Source organism: Streptosporangium sandarakinum, assembly GCF_013409935.1.
In the GTDB taxonomy this organism is placed as follows: domain Bacteria; phylum Actinomycetota; class Actinomycetes; order Streptosporangiales; family Streptosporangiaceae; genus Streptosporangium; species Streptosporangium nondiastaticum.
The window spans coordinates 755,658-773,294 of sequence record NZ_JACCCO010000002.1; the positions used below are offsets into that span (position 1 = coordinate 755,658).

Consider the following 17,637-nt stretch of genomic DNA (forward strand, 5'->3'; position numbering starts at 1 on the left):
CAGGAAGGGTCTTGGGCGGATGTGTCCGACCATCGCATGAGCCGCGCGCAACCGCCGCTTCCAGAGGAGGAGGCGGCCGGTTCGGGGATGGTGCGCGCCGGGGATGAAGTAATCCACTTCAACGTACGGGCCGACGGTAACAGCAGGGTCTACCAGGCCGAGGTCCAGCAGTTCTTCCTGACATCCGGGAAGGCGCCTCCGGGCGCCGTCTCCACGATCACCACCTGCCCGTATCCCGGCCTTTCTGGCTTTGACCGACGGTACGCCGACTGGTTCTTCGGCAGGGGTTCCCTGCTCTCCGAGCTCATAGCCCGCCTGGACCGCCGGCAGGTGTCCGGCGGCATCCAGGTGGTCGAAGGGAAATCGGGAGCGGGCAAGAGCTCACTGCTGCAGGCCGGTCTCCTGCGCGAGCTCGACCTGGATCGCGTCCCGGGGTCGAGCCGATGGCACAAGTGCGTGTTCACTCCGTCCAATCGGCCGGTAGAGGCGCTGACAGAACAGCTCGCGCAGGTCACAGGCACGGAGGATCCGGATGAGTGGACGTGCCGGCTCGCCGCCGCGGATGGTCCGCGCCTGGTGGTGGTCATCGATCAGTTCGAGGAGCTGTTCACGCTCTGCGACGACGAAGAGCAACGGCGGCGCTTCGTCCAATTGATCGTCGGCCTGTCCGGCTGCCGGGACGGCCGGCGGCCTGCCGCGCTCGTCGTGATCGGCGTGCGCGCCGACTTCTATCCCGCCCTCAGCGACCATCCCGAGCTGCGCTCCGCCTTCCACGATGGGTCGCTGCGCGTCGGGGCGATGTCGGAGGCCGAACTGCGCGAGGCCGTCCTCCGCCCGGCGGAGAAGGTGGGACTGAGCATCGAGCGCGGCCTCGTCGAGCTGCTCTTCGCCGATCTGGGAGTCACGTCGGGTGAGACGGGGCCCGGCTCATACGAGGAAGGGCGTCTCCCCCTGCTAGCGCACGCACTGCGTACGACCTGGCAGCAGAGGGACGGCGACACGCTCACCGTGGACGGCTACAAGCAGACCGGACGCATCTACGGAGCCCTGGCCAAAACCGCCGACCAGGTCTACGACCGACTGCCCCCGGAGGGAGGCCGACTGGCCGAGCGGCTGCTCGTCCGGCTGGTCAAGGTCGGGGAGCAGAGCGAGGACGCCCGCCGCCGCATCCTGTACGACGAACTGGTCGCAACCAGTGGTGATCCCCCGCTGGCCGCGGCGGTGGTGGACCAGTTCACCTCTGCCCGGCTGCTGACCCGCCACCGGGACACTGTCGAGATCACACACGAGGCACTCCTGCGCGACTGGCCCCGGCTGCATACGTGGCTCAACACCGACCGCATCGGCCGGCTGAGCCGGCAGAAGCTGGAAGAGGCCGCGAGCACCTGGGAGAAGCAGGATCGGGATCCGTCGTTCCTCTACCGTGGCGCGAACCTGGAACAGACGCGGGAAATCGACCCTGCCGAACTCAGCACCGCCGCGCGGGCATTCCTGACCGCCTCCCGAGAGAGCGATCTCCGGGAACGAAGGATCCGGTTCGCAGCCAAGATCACCATCGCTGTGCTCGTCCTGATCCTGCTCGCCACGACCGGTGTCGTCATCTGGCAAGGGCTGGAAGCAGCGCAGCAGCGAGACATGGCCAGAGCCAGCCGGATCATGGTTGAAGCGGATCGTCAGCGCGAGTCCGATGCGTCGCTTTCCGCGCAACTCGCCTTGGCTGCCCATCGTGTGAAGGCGGACGACGACACATTCACGCGGGTGATCAGCGAGGCGAACAGCGCGTTGCCCACACCGCTGCTCGGGCACGCGGATGTGGTCAACTCGATCACGTACAGACCCGACGGCCGCGTGCTCGCCAGCGCGGGCGACGACCTGACGATCCGGCTGTGGGACCTGTCCGACCCGGCCCGGCCCGTCCCGCTGGGCCGGCCGATCGGTGTGCCCGGCGCCGCACGCAGGGAGCGCTCCCCGCAGCCCATGGTGTTCAGTCCGGACGGGCATACCCTCATCGGCTCCGCTGGTGACGAGACGATCCGGGCGTGGGACGTTTCCGACCCGGCCCGGCCCGTCCCGCTGGGCCGGCCGATCACCGGTAATGGCCGCGGCGTCACCGCCATGGCCCTCAGCCCTGACGGCCGCACACTCGCCAGCGGAGACGACGTGGCGATCCGGCTGTGGGATGTCACCGACATGGCCCGTCCCCTTCCGCTGGGCCGGCCGCTGACCGGGCACGCCCACGTGATCGACGCCCTGACCTTCGTGGCGGACGGACATGCTCTGGCCGGCGCCGACGGCCAGACGATCCGGCTGTGGAACCTCGACCGCCCGGCCAGACCCACTCTGCTGGGAGTGATGAAGCACACCGGTGTCAAGGACCTGGCCTCGGTGGGAGAGACGCTGGCCAGCGCGGGCGAGGACGAAACCATCCGGCTGTGGAACATCTCCCGGCCGGAGCGTCAGCTGATCACCGAGGCGGGCCGGCTCACCGTCGAGGGGCCCGGCGGTCCCAGCGCGATCGCCTTGTCTCCCGACGGCCGCACACTCGCCGTTGCCGACAGCGGCAGCCGATCCATCGTGCTCTGGGACGTTTCGGACCCGGCACGTCCCACCCGCCTCAGTCCGTCGCTCACCGGCCATACGTCGGGCGCCTCGTCCCTGGCGTTCGGCCCGGACGGGCGGACGCTGGCCAGCGCGAGCTACGACCGATCGCTTCTGCTGTGGAACCTGCCCGGCTCGCGGCTCGCCATTGAGGGCAGCGCGATGGCGTTCGGCCCGGGCGGGCGGATGCTGGCAAGCCTGCATGACATAGGCTCCCTCCGGCTCTGGGATGTACCAGATCAGGGCAGCCCACGTCCTCGAGGCCGACCACTTCGGAGCCAGGCACGCGGTATCGATGCCGTGGCGATGAGCCCTGACGGACGGATGCTCGCCATCTGCGACAGCGACGGGCACACCGTGTTGTGGGACCTCTCCGACCCGGCTAAGGCGTGTCTGATAATTCGGCGTGGCGGAGCCAGAGCAGCAGGGAAGCGATGGTGACGCCCGCGAGGTAGCGGCCGGCGAGCTTGTCGTAGCGGGTGGCGACGGCTCGCCACTGCTTGAGCTTGGCAAAGCACCGCTCCACCACGTTACGCCCCTTGTAGGCCGCGGCATCGAAGGCGGGCGGGCGGCCTCCGCGGCTGCCCTTGCGCTTGCGGGCGGCGATCTGATCGGACCGCTCAGGGATGACCGCGCCGATGCCGCGCCGCCGCAGATGCAGGCGGATCTTCCGAAAGGAGTAGCCCTTATCCGCCACCAGCCGGTCCGGCCGGGTACGGGGACGGCCGATGCGACGGCGCAGCCGGAAGGTGCCCATCACCGCTTCGAAGGCGGTGCAGTCGTTGATGTTGCCGCCGGTCAGGTGCAGGGCAAGCGGCAGGCCACGGGCTTCGGTGATCAGATGGAGCTTGGTGGTCAGCCCGCCCCGGGATCGGCCGAGGGCTTGTCGTCTTTGGGAGGCTTTCGCGTCGATCGTCCCTCCGCCGTCCCCCTTTTTCGGGCGCCGGCAGCGTGCTGGTGGGCTCGGGCGATGGTGGAGTCGACGCTGACGACCAGCTCCACCGCACCGAGGGAGTCGTCTTTGACCTGCATCTCCTCCAGCAGGCGGGTCCAGGTGCCGTCTTCCTCCCAGCGTTTGAACCGCTCGTAGCAGGTCTGCCAGGGACCGTAGCGCTCCGGTACGTCGCGCCAGGGCGCTCCGGTCCGCAACCTCCACAAGATCCCGTTGATGACCGCGCGGTGATCCCGCCAGGGCCGTCCCCTGCCATCCTTGGCGGGCAGCAGGGGCTCGATCCGCTGCCAGGCCTTGTCAGTCAGCTCACCTCGTCGCACCACGAGGAATCATCTAACCGCACCACCGAGATCATTTATCAGACACGCCTTAGCCCCAGACCCTTGAGCTCACCGCTGCCCGCACCGGAAACAGGGGCACTCTCGGCGGCGTTCGGCCCAGACGGTCGAACCCTGGCCGTGGGGAGCGGCCAGGGAACGGTACGGCTGTGGGACGTCTCCGATCCGGCCCGCCCCGTGCCCCTAGGACAGCCCATCACCGCCCCCGCGCAGATGGTGTACGCCGTGGCGTTCAGCCCGGACGGCGCCACCCTGGCAGCCGCGGCCGACGAGCTGATGGGGACGAGCATCGATCAGTCCATAGCGCTCTGGCGGGTCTCCGATCCGGCCCACCCCACGCCCTGGGGCAGACCGCTTCCCGGCCACACCGGCTCCATCCTTACGTTGGCGTTCAGCCCGGACGGGCGAACGTTGGCCAGCGGCGGAGACGATGGAGCCATCCATCTGTGGGACGTCTCCGATCCGGCCACGGCCGCGCCCAAGGGCGAACCGATTCTCGGACACGTCGGCTCCATCACCGCGGTGACGTTCAGGCCAGACGGACACACCTTGGCCCTGACCAGCTCGCACCGGGAGACGTCACTGTGGTCTTTGGACGTGGATCTGGCCGCCCGACGCATCTGCGGCATCACAAAGGGGAGTCTCACGACCGCCAAATGGCGGGGGTACTTCGGCGACGACATTCCGTACACCGCAGCGTGCCCATGACGGTGATCGGAATCACGGACGCACATCGATCATGACGCTGACAAGATCACGAAAGACGGGCAGCCGACGAGCGACCATCGTGATCAACGCCGGGCGCGAGGCGCCGTCGAGGTGATCACCGAATGGAGAAACCCCAGGTCAGTGATACTGACCTGGGGTTCCTCGCTGGTGCGCCGCCAGGGACTCGAACCCCGGACCCGCTGATTAAGAGTCAGCTGCTCTAACCAACTGAGCTAGCGGCGCCCGACTTCGACAAGACTACCGGATTCGCGGCAGTGGTCCGTACCCGAAGTGCCCGCACTCGTCCGTCACCACCGGCCCGGGACCGCCGCGCGGCCCCTGACCCCACTGGCAAGCCATCCCAGCCCTCGTAGATTCGCCTAGACATGCGCATAACTGGCGAAATAAGTGCATATCTACACAAGCATCTCCCATGCTTTGAATTCCATCGGCAAGCAACGTCTCGCCCCGAGGTGACATTTCGCCGCCGGGCTCCGATCGGCAGCCCCGCACCGCCGTACGCCCATCCCCTGGTCGAGGTCGATGATCCTCTTCCTCGGGGAGGGAAAGCCGTTTCCCCGGTTCTCCCAGGCGCCGCCAGGTCTCGTTTAGGTCTCATTCCCCGGGTAGCAGGGTGGAGTCCGGAGAACCGACCAAGGGAGACAGACACCATGCAGCCTGATCTCTGGAACTACCGATCCGACATCTACGGTGACGACAAGACCCTGGATCTCGCGGGCTATCACGTCGAGGCGACCGACGGGAAGATCGGCTCCGTGGACGAGGCGACCTACGACGTCGGTGAGAGCTACATCGTCGTCGACACCGGCCCGTGGATCTTCGGCAAGAAGGTCATGCTGCCGGCCAGCACGGTGACCCGGATCGACCCGCAGGAGCGCAGGGTCTATCTGGCCCGTACCAAGGAAGAGATCAAGAACGCTCCGGAGTTCGATGAGGCGACCTTCAAGGAGCCGACCTACCGCAAGACGGTGGGCGACTACTACGGCCGCTTCCCCTACGACGGGCCCGGCACCTTCTGACCTGGCCGCGGCGAAACACATGAAAGGGGCCCCGCCTGATGGCGGGGCCCCTTCGCGTGGCGGACCGGCCGGTCCGCCACGGGGAGTTCAGGGCCACGAGGAGTCGCCCGTGGCGTCGACGGGGCCGGGGATCACCTCCAGGCGCTCCAGCAGGGTCAGGAAAGTGGAGGCGTACGGCGAGACCTGGGCGACCGACGCCACCCGGTCCCAGTCGACCTGCTCACGCAAAGCCCTGACCTGCGGAAGAAGCGAGCCGTAGTCGCAACTGTGCTCCGACAGCGGCAGGAGCCAGGAGATCACCAGGTCGGTCGCCTCCAAGACCGGCACGATGACGGCCGAGGCCTTCATCTGCTCGGACCGCTCAAGTAGCTCCGGGGTGACCGGGTTGCCGCAGATGTTGAAGATCAGATCTACCAGTCTGCCCTCGTCGTAGGCCTTGACCAGCCAGTCCTCCGGGGGCTTGGCCGTCTCGAAGCCCAGCTCGCGCAGCGCTTCCAGGGCCGTCGGCACGTCCTCCTGGGGCAGGACGAAGTCGACGTCGTGCAACGAGGGCGCGGCCCCGCGGGCGTAGGCGGCGCACCCGCCGGCGAGCGCGAACCTCACCTTCGCGTCCTTCAGGGCCGTACTCGCCCGCTTCAATGTCTCCAGGATCGAATCCGTTACCTCATGGCTGTGACTTCCCATGGGACTCGCTTACCCCGTGTCTCCGCAGGTAGGCATGGCAATCTTTTACCAGGGCATTGGAATGGCATGATTCAGCCGGAATTTGTCCAAAAAGAGTCGACCGAGGAGGATCCCCAGCCGAACGAGAGCCACAAGGAACGGGTGGACCGGGAGCTCGGAGAGCTGCTGCAGGGACTGCGGGTCGCCGTCACGGGCGTCCAGGTCCTGTTCGCGTTTCTGCTGACCCTGCCGTTCGCCAGCGGTTTCCACAAGGTGGACTCGTTGGGCCGCTGGCTGTTCTTCATCGCGTTGCTGAGCGCCGCCCTCGCCTCCGTCTGCTTCATCACCCCCGCCGCCCAGCACCGCCTGCTGTTCCGGAGCGGACTGAAGGAGAGGATGCTGCACCGGGCCAACGAGCTCGGCATCGCCGGGGCCATCGGGCTCGCGATCGCGATGACCACCTCGGTGGCGCTGGTCGCGGAGACGGTCATCAACGCCTGGCCGGCCGCGCTGTTCGGCGGCGCGATCGCCCTGTCCAGCGTCTGGCTGTGGATCCTCCAGCCCATCGTCGATCTCTACCGGAGCAAGGATGTTAAGCCGTGAAACGTGAGGGCAGTGCATTGTCATGGCTACCTTGCTCTGGATCATCGCAGTCGTTCTCGTCATCGCCGGGATCTACGTCATCCTGGCCCGCCGCGACCTCCTCTGGGGGATCGTCCTCATCGTCCTCGGTTTCCTGGTCGGCCCCGGAGGCGTGAGCATCTTCAATGTCTGATGCGGGCTTATGAGCCCGCGCACTGAACAACCGAACACGAAGTCGCCCCGAATTCCAAACAAAAGCATCGGCGGGCCGGGTTCACACCCGGCCCGCTTCTTCTTTCCCTGACGGCTTCTTACCGGTTCCTCTCCCCGGCGGGGGTTCTCTCAGAGGCGGAGCGGCCCACGGCCTCAGGGCGGGACAGCTCAGGGCCTCAGGGCGGGACAGCCCACGGCCTCGGGGCAGGACAAGCTCAGGGCCTCAGAGGCAGTACAGCCCGTAGGCGCGTTTCAGCACCGGCAGCGCCACGTTGCGCACCCGGACGCCGCCGGGCGTCTCCCCCTTCTCCGTGCCCGCGTGCGCGTGCCCGTGGATGATCAGGTCGGCGCCCTCGCCGTCCACCGCCTCGGCCAGCAGGTAGCTGCCGAGGAAGGGGTAGATCTCCAGGGGCTCGCCCTCAAGGGTGTCCTTGACCGGGGAGTAGTGCGACAGCACCACCTTGCGGTCGGCCTGGAGCTCCTTCAGCGCCACCCGCCAGCGCTCCGCGATCCGCTTGGTGTGCCCGACGAACGCCTTGATCTCGGGCTCGCCGAAGTCGCTGGCGCACTTGCCCGCGTACCCCCCGCCGAACCCCTTGCCGCCGACCACGCCGAGCCGTACCCCGTCGATGTCGAGCACGGTCGAGTCGTCGTGCAGCACGGCGATCCCGACGCTCTTCAGCAGGGCCGCGATCTCCCCGGGAACGTCGGAGTGGTAGTCGTGGTTGCCGAGCACGGCGATAACCGGGACCGGCAGGTCACGGAACTCGTCTGCCACCACCCGCGCCTCCTCGATCGTGCCGTGCCGGGTGAGGTCACCGGCCAGGAGCAGCACGTCGGCGTGGTCGGCGAGGTCCTCCAGCCGCTCGCGGTAACGGCCCCGCATGCTCTCGTCCAGGTGGACGTCCCCGACGGCCGCGATCCGCAGCTCTCTCACAGCTTCTCCCTCTCCCCGGGTTCCCTGACGTCCATGACGGCGATCTCGTTGCGAACCGTCAGTCCGGGAGCCGCCTCGCCGGCCACGTCGGCGATCAGCGAGCGTCGCTCGTCACAGGAGACCTGACCGTGCAGGAAGATCTGGTCGCCCCGGACGACCACGCGGATGCCCAGCTCGTTGGTCCTCTCGTCCTCCGCCAGCGCGCTCTGCACGCGCGCGGCGACGTACTGCGGAGCCTCCATCGCCTGAACTCCTTTCGTCCAAAACGCTCGCTTTCCCGAGAACGCCGAGGTCAAACGCGTTTAAAGAGCCCGTGGCCGGGGAATTACCTCCGATTGGATGCCTAGGACGCAGGCACGTTCCCTGTCGCATTTTCCGCCACGGAGCCGTGCCCATGAAGATCGCAATGGTGTCCGAACACGCCAGCCCTCTGGCGACCGTCGGCGGCGCCGACGCCGGGGGCCAGAATGTCCACGTCGCCGCCCTCTCCCGGGCACTCGCCGAGCGGGGGCACGACGTCACCGTCTACACCCGCCGGGAATGTCCCTTTCAGCCCTCTGAGGTGGCCTTCGCCCCTGGCGTCACCGTGGTCCACGTGCCGGCCGGCCCGGCCGTGACCCTGCCCAAGGACGACCTGCTGGCCTGGATGCCCGACTTCGGCCGGTGGCTGGCCCGGCGCTGGGAGGCGGCCCCTCCGGACGTCGCGCACAGCCACTTCTGGATGAGCGGGCTGGCCTCGCTGGCCGCCGCCCGGGACACCGCGGTGCCGATCGTGCACACCTTCCACGCCCTCGGCGCGGTCAAGCGGCGCCACCAGGGGAAGGCCGACACCAGCCCGCGCGAACGGGTGGGCGCCGAGACGCTCGTCGCCCGGCAGGCGGACGCGGTGATCGCCACCTGCGCCGACGAGGTCGCCGAGCTGGTCCGGATGCGGGCGCCCGAGCGGGCGGTACGGGTGATCCCCTGCGGTGTCGACCTGGCGGCGTTCACCCCGGACGGCCCCGCGGCGGACCTCGGCCCCCGGGACTCCGGACCGGTCCTGCTGGCCATCGGCCGGGCCGTGCCGCGCAAGGGGGTGGAGACCACGATCCGGGCACTGCGTCATGTTCCGGACGCCACCCTCGTCGTCGCGGGCGGCTCCCCCGGCGAACCGGAGCCGGCCCGACTGATGCGGATCGCCCGCATGTACGGCGTGGCGGACCGCGTCCGGTTCATCGGCCGGGTGACCCGCGAGGACGTCCCCGCGCTGATGCGCGCGGCGGACGCGGTGGTCACCGTCCCCTGGTACGAGCCCTTCGGGATCGTGCCGCTGGAGGCCATGGCCTGCGGGACGCCGGTGGTCGCCTCGGCGGTGGGCGGACATCTCGACACGGTCGTCCCCGGCGTCACCGGCCTGCTGGTCCCGCCGCGTGACGTTGCCGCACTCGGCCAGGCCCTGCGCGAACTGCTCGCCGACCCGGCACGGCTCGGCGCGTACGGCGCCGCCGCGGCCGCGCGGGCGAGGTCCGGCTACGGCTGGGACGAGGTGGCGGACCGTACCGCCGCGGTCTACGCCGAGGTGCTCGCCTCGCAGGGGTCGGCGGCGGGGGCCTTCCGGGGCACGGGAGCCGCCTGACGGCGACGGGAACGCGGGAGGCCCCCGCTGAGGACCGTGGAAAACGCGGGGGCCTCCCGACGACGGCGGGGACGCGGGAGCCCCCTGTTGAGGACCGTGGAGAACGCGGGGACCTCCCGACCACCTCGGAGACGCGGGAGCGCCCCGGCCGCACCGGTGGTCCGGTGCGGCCGGGGCGCTCCGCGAGGGTCAGCGGCCGGTGGCTCGATGGATCTTCCCCGTGGCGGTCCGGTCGATCACGGCCTTGACCACTCCGAAGATCGCACCCTGGATGGCCGCCGCGACCAGGATCTCCTTCCAGCCGTACTGGTCGGAGGTCGGGTCCGGGGTCTCGTCCTTGCCCGAGGCGAGCTTCCAGACCTGCTTGAAGATGGCTCCGGCGACGGCGCCGCCGACCAGGCCGGTCACGGCGCCGGTACCCTTGGATACGATCTTGCTCAACTTCGCGTCCTCCGTTCGCGTTCGATGGGGGCCGCGCCTACCCGGTACAAACCGCCGTTAACGGTGCATACCAGAGGAGCGGACGGCAGCGAGGGGCGACGTCCGCGCCCGGGAACCGCCTCGGATCACACGACCGGCGGGTCGTCGTAGTTGCGCTCCTCGTAGACGCGACGCTGGGTCACCGGGTCCTCGATCACCGTGGTGGTGGGAGGCTGCACGACCCGGCGTGCGACGCGGAGCCGGTAGAGCGCGAACAGCAGCCACACGAGGCCGCCGAGCATCAGGATCACACCGACGACGTTGATGTCGAACCCGGCGATGTCGAACTCGACCGCCCAGGTGAGAATCGCGCCGAGCATTATGAGGATGATGCCGCCTGCGATGGTCATGGGATTACCTCCTTCGAGCCAACGCCCCATCCCCTATCCCACCCACGGATCTCAAACGTCCCTCGCGGGAGGACACGTGAAATATGACCCCCCGATCGTCGTCACGGGCCTGATGGGGGCGGGCAAGTCGTCCGTCGCCCGGATCCTGGCCCGCGAACTAGGCCGGCCGCTGCGGGACAGCGATCCCGACCTGGCCGCCCGGTACGGCGGCGCGACGGCGGCCGAGACCGCCGCCCGGGAGGGCGTGGGCGTGCTCCACGAGCGGGAGGCCAGGCATCTGCGCGAGGCCCTCGCCGAGCGGCCCTCGGTGGTGACGGCCGCCGCGGCCAGCGTGGTGGAGAACCCCGCCTGCCGCCGGGCGCTGGCCCCGGCGCTGGTGGTCTGGCTGGACGCCCCGCCCGCCGTGCTCGCCGTGCGGATGCTGTCGAGCGGGCACCGCCCGCACTTCGAGCCGGACCTCGCGGCCATGCTCACCGAACAGCGCGCGGTACGGGGGCCGCTGTTCGCCGAGGTCGCGGACCTGACGTTCGACGTCTCGGCGCTGACCGCCGACGAGGTCGCCGCCCGGGTGCTCGCCTCGCTCGAAGGCCGCTGACCCGCCGGGCCGGACCGGCCGCCGGACACGCCGTCGAGTGCACCGCCGGACGCGCCGTCGGACGCACCGCCGGGCGGTCAGCGGCCGAGCAGTGCCAGCATCCGCTGGATCTGCGCCGTACGGGACGCCTCGATCCGCCCCGCCAGCGCCCGCACCTCGGGGTTCACCCCGTTCATCGCCTCCAGCCTGGCCAGCTGGATCGCGTCGTCCTGCTGGGCGATCACCATGTTGAGGAACCTGCGCTCGAACTCGGCGGGCGGCGCGTCCGCGACGGAGCCGATCTCCGCCTCGGTCAGGCCCGGCATGCCGCCGTGGGCGGCGTGCTCGCCGGGGTCGGCGGTCAGGGGCCGCCCCCACGCCCTCAGCCACCCGGCCATCGTCGCGGTCTCCGCCTCCTGGGTGGTGGCGATGGCCGCCGCCAGGATCCTGACCTCCGGGCGGGCCGGGCGGTCGCGGGCGAGCCGTGCCAGCCGTACGCCCTGGCCGTTGTGCGGGCCCATCATCTGCAGGAACATCACGTCGACGGCGTCGACGTCCCCGGGCGGGGTGGTCACCGGGACGACCGCCGGAGCGGACACGGCGGCGTTCCCCCCGCCGTGCGCCCCGTGGCCCGGGCCGGTGCCGTAGAACTCGTGGGCGTCGGTGCCGCACCCGGCGAGCAGGGCGGCGCACAGGGCGAGGCCCGGCACGGCCCAGGCGATGCGCTTCACGGGAGACCTCCTCGGCGAGGGCTGCGGCGGGCCGGGACGGCGTGGCGTCCCGGCCCGCCGGCGGATCAGGCGCGGGTCCAGAGCGAGGAGGCGTTCGGCGGCTCCCAGCCCGGCAGGGAGGTGTGCGCCTGCAGGCACCGGTAGGCCAGGCCACCGTAGGTGACGCGCGCGCCCACCGCGTAGGCGGTGTTCGCCTTCCACGCGTCACCGGGCTGCGGCGTGGTGGTCGCCGTCGGGGTGGCGGTGGGCGTCGCCGTGGGGGTCACGGTGGGGGTCACGGTCGGCGTGGGCGTCGGGGTGGGCGTGGTCCCCCCGCCGAAGTCCACGTCGGAGCAGGTGTAGAACGCCTCGGTGCTGCCGACCACCCGCTGCCAGATCGAGTAGATGAGCTGACGGCCGGTCCGCTGCGGGAGGTTGATGGTCCAGTTGGTGAACGTGGTCGGGTTCTGGTTGGTGAAGGTCTTGATGGGCTCCAGGTCCGACCAGCGCAGCGGCTGCGTCGGGTTCCAGCTCTGCTTGGTGATGTAGAACTCGAAGTTGCTGTTCGAGTGCGGCGCGGTCGCGTGGTAGGTGATCGTCAGCGGGCCCGGGGAGACTCGCGTGGCGGGCCAGTCGGCCCGGGCCAGGTCCAGGCCCCGGTACTTGTCGCGTCCGGCGCTGCACAGCTTGCCGTCCGGGATGATCGCGCGGTGGTTGCCCCCGGCCTCCAGCCGCGAGACCTCGTGCCAGTCGTAGAACGCCTGGGTGCCGCCGGCGGCGATGGCGGCCTTGCAGGCGTCCGACCTCGGCGTCTCCGGGCCCTCCAGGTGGCAGACGTAGGCGCGGCTGGGCGGGTTCGACATGGAGCCGTGGGCGGCCGCCGGGGTGGAGGGCAGCAGGACGACCAGGGACGTGACGATGAGCGCGGCGGCGCCGGCGGCCGCCTTGTGTCGCAGGAGCACGTGGACTCCTCCTTCGGGGAATGGAGGCGGGCATGTCCAACGGCCGACGGATAGCACGTTATTAAAAGTAAACCTTACTAACAATTAGTATCACCGCGCCAGACATTCCCACGTGTTCCCCGCGGCTCCCTCGGCTCCCGCCCGGCGGCATCGTCCCCGCTCGGCCGCGGCGCCGGTCCACGTGATGGCGCGCGCCGCCGGAACGCCCGTCGATGAGGAAAGCCCAGGCCGGATGATCCGGCCTGGGCTTTCCCGTCGGTGCGCCGCCAGGGACTCGAACCCCGGACCCGCTGATTAAGAGTCAGCTGCTCTAACCAACTGAGCTAGCGGCGCTTGCGACGGACGTAACTGTAGCAGCAGCCGCGGGGCCAACGCACATCAACCGGGCGGGGACGGGCGGTACGGCCCGCCGTACGGATGACCCCGCGAAAGAACCCTGGACCCGCCGCACAGAGCCGGACCTTCGGCGGACGGAGGACGGAGGACGGAGGACGGAGGACGGAGGACGGAGGACGGAGGACGGAGGACGGAGGACGGACGGTTCCCCGGCCCCCGAACGAGCGGCCCCGTGAAAGAGCCGGGGCCCGGCGGTCAGACGACCGCCGGGCCCCGGCAGAGCGGAGGCCGGACAGCCCCCCAACCGTCCGGCCTCCCATCGGCCAGGTGGGCAGTCCCCCAACTACCCGAACCCAGCCTCCTCGCGGGCCCTTCCTTCGTCTCCCCCAAGACTCGGGCGGCTCCGCTCGGGGACGCGATCCCCCTCGCGTCCTTATCCGGTGAAAAGTCTCTGCAACGCTCCCCCCGGGCTTCGCAGAACCCCTTGACCTGCTACAACAGTACAGAACCGAACGTAAGAAGCACGTCATACGCGGGTTGTTTTTGGACCTACATCCACGCTTGACCCGGTATAGCCGAACGGGTCCGTCCGCCCTCCGCAGCGGACTCGGTCAACCGCAGGAAAGCCCCCGCGGGCCCGGGGATCCCGGGTGCGGAGACGGCGCGGGAAGCGCCCGTCAGGCGGGCAGTTCGAGGACGACCTCGCTCTTCTCCCGCAGCGCCCGGCTCACCGTGCAGTATTTGTCCTCGACGCGCCGGGCCACCGCGCGGAAGACCTCGTCGGCCTTCTCGTCGCCCTCGGGCAGCTCCACGTCGTAGGTGATGGTGATCGGCCCGAGCAGCGTCGGCTCGACCTTCTCCGCCTGGACGGTCATGGCCAGCCGGACCAGGCGGTGTCCGCGCTGGGCGGTGAGCGGCTCCACGGTGACGATGTTGCAGCCGCCGAGGGCCGCGAGCAGCAGCTCGACCGGGGTGAAGACCCCCTGCTCGTCGGCGCCGCCCATGGCGACCTCCGCCCCGCGATCGTTGCGGGCCACGAACCCGTCGTCGGTCCGCTCCACTCTCACCTGCGCCATGGCGCACCTCCCCGGCTACGCCGCTCACCCTATCGAAACGGGCCGGGCTCCGGGCCCCGGACCGGGGCCCGGAACCCGGAGCCCCGGGCCCGGAGCCTGTTCTGCGGACCGTCCCGCCTGGCGCGGGGACCCGCGGAACGGAACCTATGCCTCGGGGTGCCTGGCCAGGTACTCGATGTAGAACGGGCGCAGCGCCTCCCCCAGCTCGCCCTCGCCGGCGGCCACCGCGTCGCTGAGCAGGGCCGAGACCCGGCTGAGCTCGTTGGCCGTCTCCTCCTCGTTGCCCGTGGACGCCTCCGCCGCGGGGATCATCTTGAGCAGCTCCCACAGGAACGCGAGGTCCCCGTGGTGAACCGCGTAGCGGACTGCGCGGTCGTGCAGTTCCTGGGCCGGCAGCGCCTCCAACTCGTCCGTTTCCAACCGTCCCACCTCCTCACCGCGCCTTCTGCCCTCCGATCACGCTGATCATGCGTGGTCGGCCGCCAACCGGACGATCATCTTGCCGACATTGGCGCCGCCCAGCATGTCGATGAAGGCCCGGGGCGCGTTCTCCAGGCCGTCGACGACCGTCTCCTGGAAGGTGATCCGGCCCTCGGCGAGCCACGGCGCCACCTCGGCGAGCATGTCGCCCATGCGGCCGGCGTGGTCGCCGGCGATGAACCCGCGCAGGGTGAGCCGCCTGCCCACGGCGAGGAAGAGGTTGCGCGGCCCCGGCGGCGGCTCGGGGGCGTTGTAGACGGAGATCGCCCCGCACATCGCGACCCTGCCGTACGTCCGGAGCGCGCCGATGGCGGCCTCCAGGTGGTCGCCGCCGACGTTGTCGAAGTAGACGTCGATGCCGTCGGGGGCCGCCCGCGCCAGCAGGTCGTGGACCCGGCCCTTCTTGTAGTTGAAGGCGTCGTCGAACCCGAGCTCCTCGATCAGGTAGGCGACCTTCTCGTCCGAGCCCGCGCTGCCCACCACCCGGGAGGCGCCCTTGAGACGGGCGATCTGCCCGACCAGGCTGCCCACGGCCCCCGCCGCGCCGGAGACGAACACCGCGTCGCCCTCCTTGAAGGAGGCGATGTCGAGGAGACCGGCGTAGGCGGTGAGACCCGGCATGCCGAGCACACCGAGGTAGGCCGACAGCGGTATCCCCCGCAGCCGGTCGATCCGGCGGGCCTGCCCGGCGTCGAGGACGGCGTGCTCGCGCCAGCCGTACCTGTGCAGGACGAGGTCGCCGGGCGCCAGGGCGGCGACCCGCGAGTCCACGACCTCGCCGACCGCGCCGCCCTCCAGGGCCTTGCCGAGCTCGAACGGCGGGACGTAGGACTCGCCCTCGTTCATCCGGCCCCGCATGTAAGGGTCGACGCTCATGAAGAGGTTGCGGACGAGGACCTGGCCGTCGCGGACGTCGGGCGGCCCGGCGTCGGCCATCTCGAAGTCGTCCTCGGTCGGCCACCCCGAGGGCCGCGAGGCGAGCCGGATCTCACGGAACATCGTGCCGCCCGCGAACCGCGGGCCGTCGGACGTCTGGTCTGCCATGTTGAAGCCCCCTCGGCCTTTGCTCCTTCGCCGGAGGCGTTCTGCGTCCGGCGCACGGGACCATCCCCACATCCGGGCGGATCTCTCATCTCTGTGACCGAACACACCGCCCCCGGCCTGCGGTGACGCCCGTACGGCGCGGCCCCGCGGGGCGCCGCCCCCTCCGGGGGACGCCCCGTCCCGGGAGGCCGCGCGACCTCCGTACGGCACCGCCGCCGCGGCCGGGCGCCGCCGGAGTCCCTCGGGGACCTCGTCGTGGTGACGGGGTCGTGACCGCCGTCGCGGGTGCGGAGTGGCTAGGGTCCGGGTAGGCCCGCGCGGCGGGCCTACCGTCCGTCCGACTCTCCTGCGAGGATGCCCAGGCGTGAGAATCATCATCAAGATCGTGGCCGTGGCGGCCGCCCTGTGGGTGGCCACCCAACTCGTGCACGGCATCACGGTGTCCGCGTCCACCACCGCCGGAGAGGTCGGCACGCTGCTCGCGGTCGCCCTGGTGTTCGGCGTCATCAACACGGTCCTCAAGCCGATCATCAAGACCGTCGGCTGTGCCTTCTACGTGCTCACCCTCGGGCTGTTCGCCCTGGTGGTGAACGCCGGCCTGCTGCTGCTCACGAGCTGGATCGCCAAGCAGTTCCACCTGGCCTTCCACGTGAGCGGGTTCTGGGCGGCGTTCTGGGGCGCGATCATCATCGGCCTGGTGAGCTGGCTGCTGGACCTGGTGTTCGGCGACTGAGCGACCCGCGCCGCCGGGCGGGGCTCAGCCGACCGAGCCCCGCTCGCGGAGCTGCGGGGACTGGACGATGCGCCGGTGACGGGTCTCGCCGTCCGCCGCGTCCACGACCGCGCCGACGGCCGCCCGGACGATGCGGTCGATGTCCCAGTCGACGGTGGTCAGCGGCGGGGTGAGCAGCCCCGACATCGGGTGGTCGTCGTAGCCCATCACCGAGACGTCGAGCGGGATGCGCAGGCCGCCCGCGACGGAGGCGGCGTAGACGCCGTAGGCGATCGAGTCGGAGAAGCAGAAGAACGCCCGGTGCCCGGCGGCGAGCGCGCCCCGGGCGACGCCGGTGGCGGCGGCCGGCGACTGGGGCGCGGTGATCACCTCGATGTCCAGCGCCAGCCGTTCGGCCTCGGCCAGGACGTGCACGTCGGCGGGGCGGTCGGGGGTGCTGGCCCGGGTGGGGGTGAGGACCGCCAGCCGCCGGTGTCCCCGGTCGCGCAGGTGCTCCAGCGCCAGGGTGACCCCCGCGCGGTTGTCGAAGACGACCTCACCCGCCGTACGGGCCCCGGCCAGCGCGTCGCCGATCGACACCACCGGCAGGCTCTCGCACAGCTCGGCCCAGAACGGCGCGGCCGGGTCGACCGGCTGCACGATCAGGGCGTCCACCCGCTGGTCCCGGAGCTGCCGGGCCAGTGTGCGTTCCCGCGCCGGGTCTCCCACGGCGTCGAGGATCAGCGCGTAGCGGTCGTTGTCCTTCAGCGCCCGGCCGATGCCTACGGCCAGGGCCTGCTGCCAGAGGTCCTCCAGGGATCCGCAGAGCAGGCCGATCATCCCGGTCCGGCCGCTGGCCAGCGCGCGGGCGATGGGATCGGCCTCGTAGCCGAGCTCGGCGGCGGCCCGCCGTACCCGCTCGATGGTCTCTCCGGACACCTGCATCCCGCGCAGCGCGTACGAGACCGAGGCCGGGGACAGTCCGGTGGCCTTCGCCACCTCACGTATCGTCGCTCGTTTCCGTGGCTGGGGCACCAGCCCAGGGTATGCCGCGGTCCGCCGCGGCAGGCGTCTCCCGCGCGGTATTCCGGAGTTTCACCGCGTCGCCGGGACCGGCCGGGCCCGATGGCGCCGCGCCGGAGCAGGTGATCGCCGCGGGTCGGCGGAAGCGGCCCGGCCGGGCGGTCCGGCGGCGGCCCGACACGCCATCGCAAGGTCGAGGATGCGGCCCACCCAATTACCTGTATTCTAGGTAGGAAATAACAGA

General features: G+C 70.4%; 19 protein-coding genes, 2 tRNA genes and 2 pseudogenes. 9 read left to right on the forward strand and 14 right to left on the reverse strand.

Annotated features, from left to right (window positions below):
* Positions 1 to 36 precede the first annotated feature (36 nt).
* Positions 37 to 3,039, forward strand: a complete 3,003-nt coding sequence (locus HDA43_RS21920; RefSeq protein ID WP_179824682.1) for a WD40 repeat domain-containing protein — start codon at positions 37 to 39, stop codon at positions 3,037 to 3,039.
* On the opposite strand, the pseudogene HDA43_RS21925 reads toward HDA43_RS21920, so the two are convergent.
* Positions 2,981 to 3,870 (reverse strand): annotated as a pseudogene (locus HDA43_RS21925) (IS5 family transposase). The gene HDA43_RS21920 and the pseudogene HDA43_RS21925 overlap by 59 nt on opposite strands.
* Between HDA43_RS21925 and HDA43_RS36755 the strand changes: the two are divergent.
* A pseudogene (locus HDA43_RS36755) lies at positions 3,778 to 4,032 on the forward strand (hypothetical protein); the annotation flags it as partial. The pseudogenes HDA43_RS21925 and HDA43_RS36755 overlap by 93 nt on opposite strands.
* Positions 4,033 to 4,113: 81 nt before the next feature.
* Positions 4,114 to 4,596: a WD40 repeat domain-containing protein gene (locus HDA43_RS34455; RefSeq protein WP_312873487.1), complete on the forward strand. Its 483-nt coding sequence runs from the start codon at positions 4,114 to 4,116 to the stop codon at positions 4,594 to 4,596.
* Positions 4,597 to 4,762: 166 nt separating this feature from the next.
* Here the strand turns inward: HDA43_RS34455 and HDA43_RS21935 are convergent.
* Positions 4,763 to 4,839 (reverse strand) — tRNA-Lys (locus HDA43_RS21935).
* A gap of 428 nt (positions 4,840 to 5,267) precedes the next feature.
* Between HDA43_RS21935 and HDA43_RS21940 the strand changes: the two genes are divergently transcribed.
* Positions 5,268 to 5,636 carry a PRC-barrel domain containing protein gene (locus tag HDA43_RS21940; RefSeq protein ID WP_179824683.1) on the forward strand — a complete coding sequence of 123 codons (369 nt, stop codon included), beginning with the start codon at positions 5,268 to 5,270 and terminating at the stop codon, positions 5,634 to 5,636.
* A gap of 87 nt (positions 5,637 to 5,723) precedes the next feature.
* On the opposite strand, the gene HDA43_RS21945 is transcribed toward HDA43_RS21940, so the two are convergent.
* Positions 5,724 to 6,320, reverse strand: coding sequence for a nucleotidyltransferase (locus tag HDA43_RS21945; RefSeq protein WP_179824684.1), 597 nt, complete (start codon positions 6,318 to 6,320; stop codon positions 5,724 to 5,726).
* A 66-nt stretch (positions 6,321 to 6,386) separates the two neighbouring features.
* On the opposite strand from HDA43_RS21945, the gene HDA43_RS21950 reads away from it, so the two are divergent.
* Both HDA43_RS21950 and HDA43_RS21955 read left to right on the forward strand, forming a co-directional pair.
* Positions 6,387 to 6,902 carry a DUF6328 family protein gene (locus tag HDA43_RS21950; RefSeq protein WP_179824686.1) on the forward strand — a complete coding sequence of 172 codons (516 nt, stop codon included), beginning with the start codon at positions 6,387 to 6,389 and terminating at the stop codon, positions 6,900 to 6,902.
* A gap of 22 nt (positions 6,903 to 6,924) precedes the next feature.
* On the forward strand, positions 6,925 to 7,074 hold the full coding sequence (locus HDA43_RS21955; RefSeq protein WP_175593845.1) for a GPGG-motif small membrane protein: 150 nt from the start codon (positions 6,925 to 6,927) through the stop codon (positions 7,072 to 7,074).
* Positions 7,075 to 7,317: 243 nt separating this feature from the next.
* Here the strand turns inward: HDA43_RS21955 and HDA43_RS21960 are convergent, their stop codons facing one another.
* Both HDA43_RS21960 and HDA43_RS21965 read right to left on the reverse strand, forming a co-directional pair.
* Positions 7,318 to 8,031 carry a metallophosphoesterase family protein gene (locus tag HDA43_RS21960; RefSeq protein WP_312873488.1) on the reverse strand — a complete coding sequence of 238 codons (714 nt, stop codon included), beginning with the start codon at positions 8,029 to 8,031 and terminating at the stop codon, positions 7,318 to 7,320.
* Positions 8,028 to 8,273 (reverse strand): BON domain-containing protein, encoded by a 246-nt coding sequence (locus HDA43_RS21965; RefSeq protein WP_179824688.1) that lies wholly within the window; start codon positions 8,271 to 8,273, stop codon positions 8,028 to 8,030. Before HDA43_RS21965 ends, HDA43_RS21960 begins: the two co-directional genes overlap by 4 nt.
* A 152-nt stretch (positions 8,274 to 8,425) precedes the next feature.
* Here HDA43_RS21965 and HDA43_RS21970 point away from each other — a divergent pair, with 152 nt between their 5' ends.
* The gene (locus HDA43_RS21970) at positions 8,426 to 9,646 is read left to right on the forward strand and encodes a glycosyltransferase (RefSeq protein ID WP_179824690.1); all 1,221 of its coding nucleotides are present in this window, start codon (positions 8,426 to 8,428) and stop codon (positions 9,644 to 9,646) included.
* Positions 9,647 to 9,835: 189 nt separating this feature from the next.
* Here the strand turns inward: HDA43_RS21970 and HDA43_RS21975 are convergent, their stop codons facing one another.
* Positions 9,836 to 10,087, reverse strand: a complete 252-nt coding sequence (locus tag HDA43_RS21975; protein WP_179824692.1) for a DUF4235 domain-containing protein — start codon at positions 10,085 to 10,087, stop codon at positions 9,836 to 9,838.
* A 125-nt stretch (positions 10,088 to 10,212) separates the two neighbouring features.
* On the reverse strand, positions 10,213 to 10,476 hold the full coding sequence (locus HDA43_RS21980) for a DUF6458 family protein (RefSeq protein WP_179824694.1): 264 nt from the start codon (positions 10,474 to 10,476) through the stop codon (positions 10,213 to 10,215).
* Positions 10,477 to 10,552: 76 nt separating this feature from the next.
* On the opposite strand from HDA43_RS21980, the gene HDA43_RS21985 reads away from it, so the two are divergent.
* Positions 10,553 to 11,071, forward strand: coding sequence for a shikimate kinase (locus HDA43_RS21985; protein ID WP_312873489.1), 519 nt, complete (start codon positions 10,553 to 10,555; stop codon positions 11,069 to 11,071).
* 77 nt (positions 11,072 to 11,148) lie between these two features.
* Here HDA43_RS21985 and HDA43_RS21990 read toward each other — a convergent pair whose 3' ends face one another.
* From HDA43_RS21990 to HDA43_RS22015, 6 genes are all read right to left on the reverse strand, one after another.
* The gene (locus HDA43_RS21990) at positions 11,149 to 11,781 is read right to left on the reverse strand and encodes a DUF305 domain-containing protein (protein WP_179824696.1); all 633 of its coding nucleotides are present in this window, start codon (positions 11,779 to 11,781) and stop codon (positions 11,149 to 11,151) included.
* Positions 11,782 to 11,846: 65 nt separating this feature from the next.
* Positions 11,847 to 12,722, reverse strand: coding sequence for a lytic polysaccharide monooxygenase (locus HDA43_RS21995; RefSeq protein WP_218912359.1), 876 nt, complete (start codon positions 12,720 to 12,722; stop codon positions 11,847 to 11,849).
* A 259-nt stretch (positions 12,723 to 12,981) separates the two neighbouring features.
* Positions 12,982 to 13,055, reverse strand: a tRNA-Lys gene (locus tag HDA43_RS22000).
* Positions 13,056 to 13,735: 680 nt separating this feature from the next.
* On the reverse strand, positions 13,736 to 14,134 hold the full coding sequence (locus HDA43_RS22005; RefSeq protein WP_179824698.1) for an OsmC family protein: 399 nt from the start codon (positions 14,132 to 14,134) through the stop codon (positions 13,736 to 13,738).
* A gap of 144 nt (positions 14,135 to 14,278) precedes the next feature.
* Positions 14,279 to 14,554, reverse strand: coding sequence for a hypothetical protein (locus tag HDA43_RS22010; RefSeq protein ID WP_179824700.1), 276 nt, complete (start codon positions 14,552 to 14,554; stop codon positions 14,279 to 14,281).
* A 45-nt stretch (positions 14,555 to 14,599) separates the two neighbouring features.
* Positions 14,600 to 15,658 (reverse strand): NADP-dependent oxidoreductase, encoded by a 1,059-nt coding sequence (locus HDA43_RS22015; RefSeq protein WP_179824703.1) that lies wholly within the window; start codon positions 15,656 to 15,658, stop codon positions 14,600 to 14,602.
* Between the two features lie 364 nt (positions 15,659 to 16,022).
* Here HDA43_RS22015 and HDA43_RS22020 point away from each other — a divergent pair, with 364 nt between their 5' ends.
* A complete protein-coding gene (locus HDA43_RS22020; protein ID WP_179824705.1) occupies positions 16,023 to 16,391 on the forward strand; it encodes a phage holin family protein in 369 nt (122 codons plus the stop codon).
* Between the two features lie 24 nt (positions 16,392 to 16,415).
* Here HDA43_RS22020 and HDA43_RS22025 read toward each other — a convergent pair whose 3' ends face one another.
* Positions 16,416 to 17,369, reverse strand: a complete 954-nt coding sequence (locus HDA43_RS22025) for a LacI family DNA-binding transcriptional regulator (protein ID WP_312873490.1) — start codon at positions 17,367 to 17,369, stop codon at positions 16,416 to 16,418.
* Between the last annotated feature and the right edge of the window lie 268 nt (positions 17,370 to 17,637).

Coding starts and splice junctions, on each gene's coding strand:
- HDA43_RS21965 (WP_179824688.1), bottom strand. CDS start 8,273: ATGGAGGCTCCGCAGTACGTCGCCGCGCGCGTGCAGAGCGCGCTGGCG.
- HDA43_RS22015 (WP_179824703.1), bottom strand. CDS start 15,658: ATGGCAGACCAGACGTCCGACGGCCCGCGGTTCGCGGGCGGCACGATG.
- HDA43_RS22005 (WP_179824698.1), bottom strand. CDS start 14,134: ATGGCGCAGGTGAGAGTGGAGCGGACCGACGACGGGTTCGTGGCCCGC.
- HDA43_RS21980 (WP_179824694.1), bottom strand. CDS start 10,476: ATGACCATCGCAGGCGGCATCATCCTCATAATGCTCGGCGCGATTCTC.
- HDA43_RS21940 (WP_179824683.1), top strand. CDS start 5,268: ATGCAGCCTGATCTCTGGAACTACCGATCCGACATCTACGGTGACGAC.
- HDA43_RS21955 (WP_175593845.1), top strand. CDS start 6,925: ATGGCTACCTTGCTCTGGATCATCGCAGTCGTTCTCGTCATCGCCGGG.
- HDA43_RS21950 (WP_179824686.1), top strand. CDS start 6,387: ATGATTCAGCCGGAATTTGTCCAAAAAGAGTCGACCGAGGAGGATCCC.
- HDA43_RS21920 (WP_179824682.1), top strand. CDS start 37: ATGAGCCGCGCGCAACCGCCGCTTCCAGAGGAGGAGGCGGCCGGTTCG.
- HDA43_RS21970 (WP_179824690.1), top strand. CDS start 8,426: ATGAAGATCGCAATGGTGTCCGAACACGCCAGCCCTCTGGCGACCGTC.
- HDA43_RS21945 (WP_179824684.1), bottom strand. CDS start 6,320: ATGGGAAGTCACAGCCATGAGGTAACGGATTCGATCCTGGAGACATTG.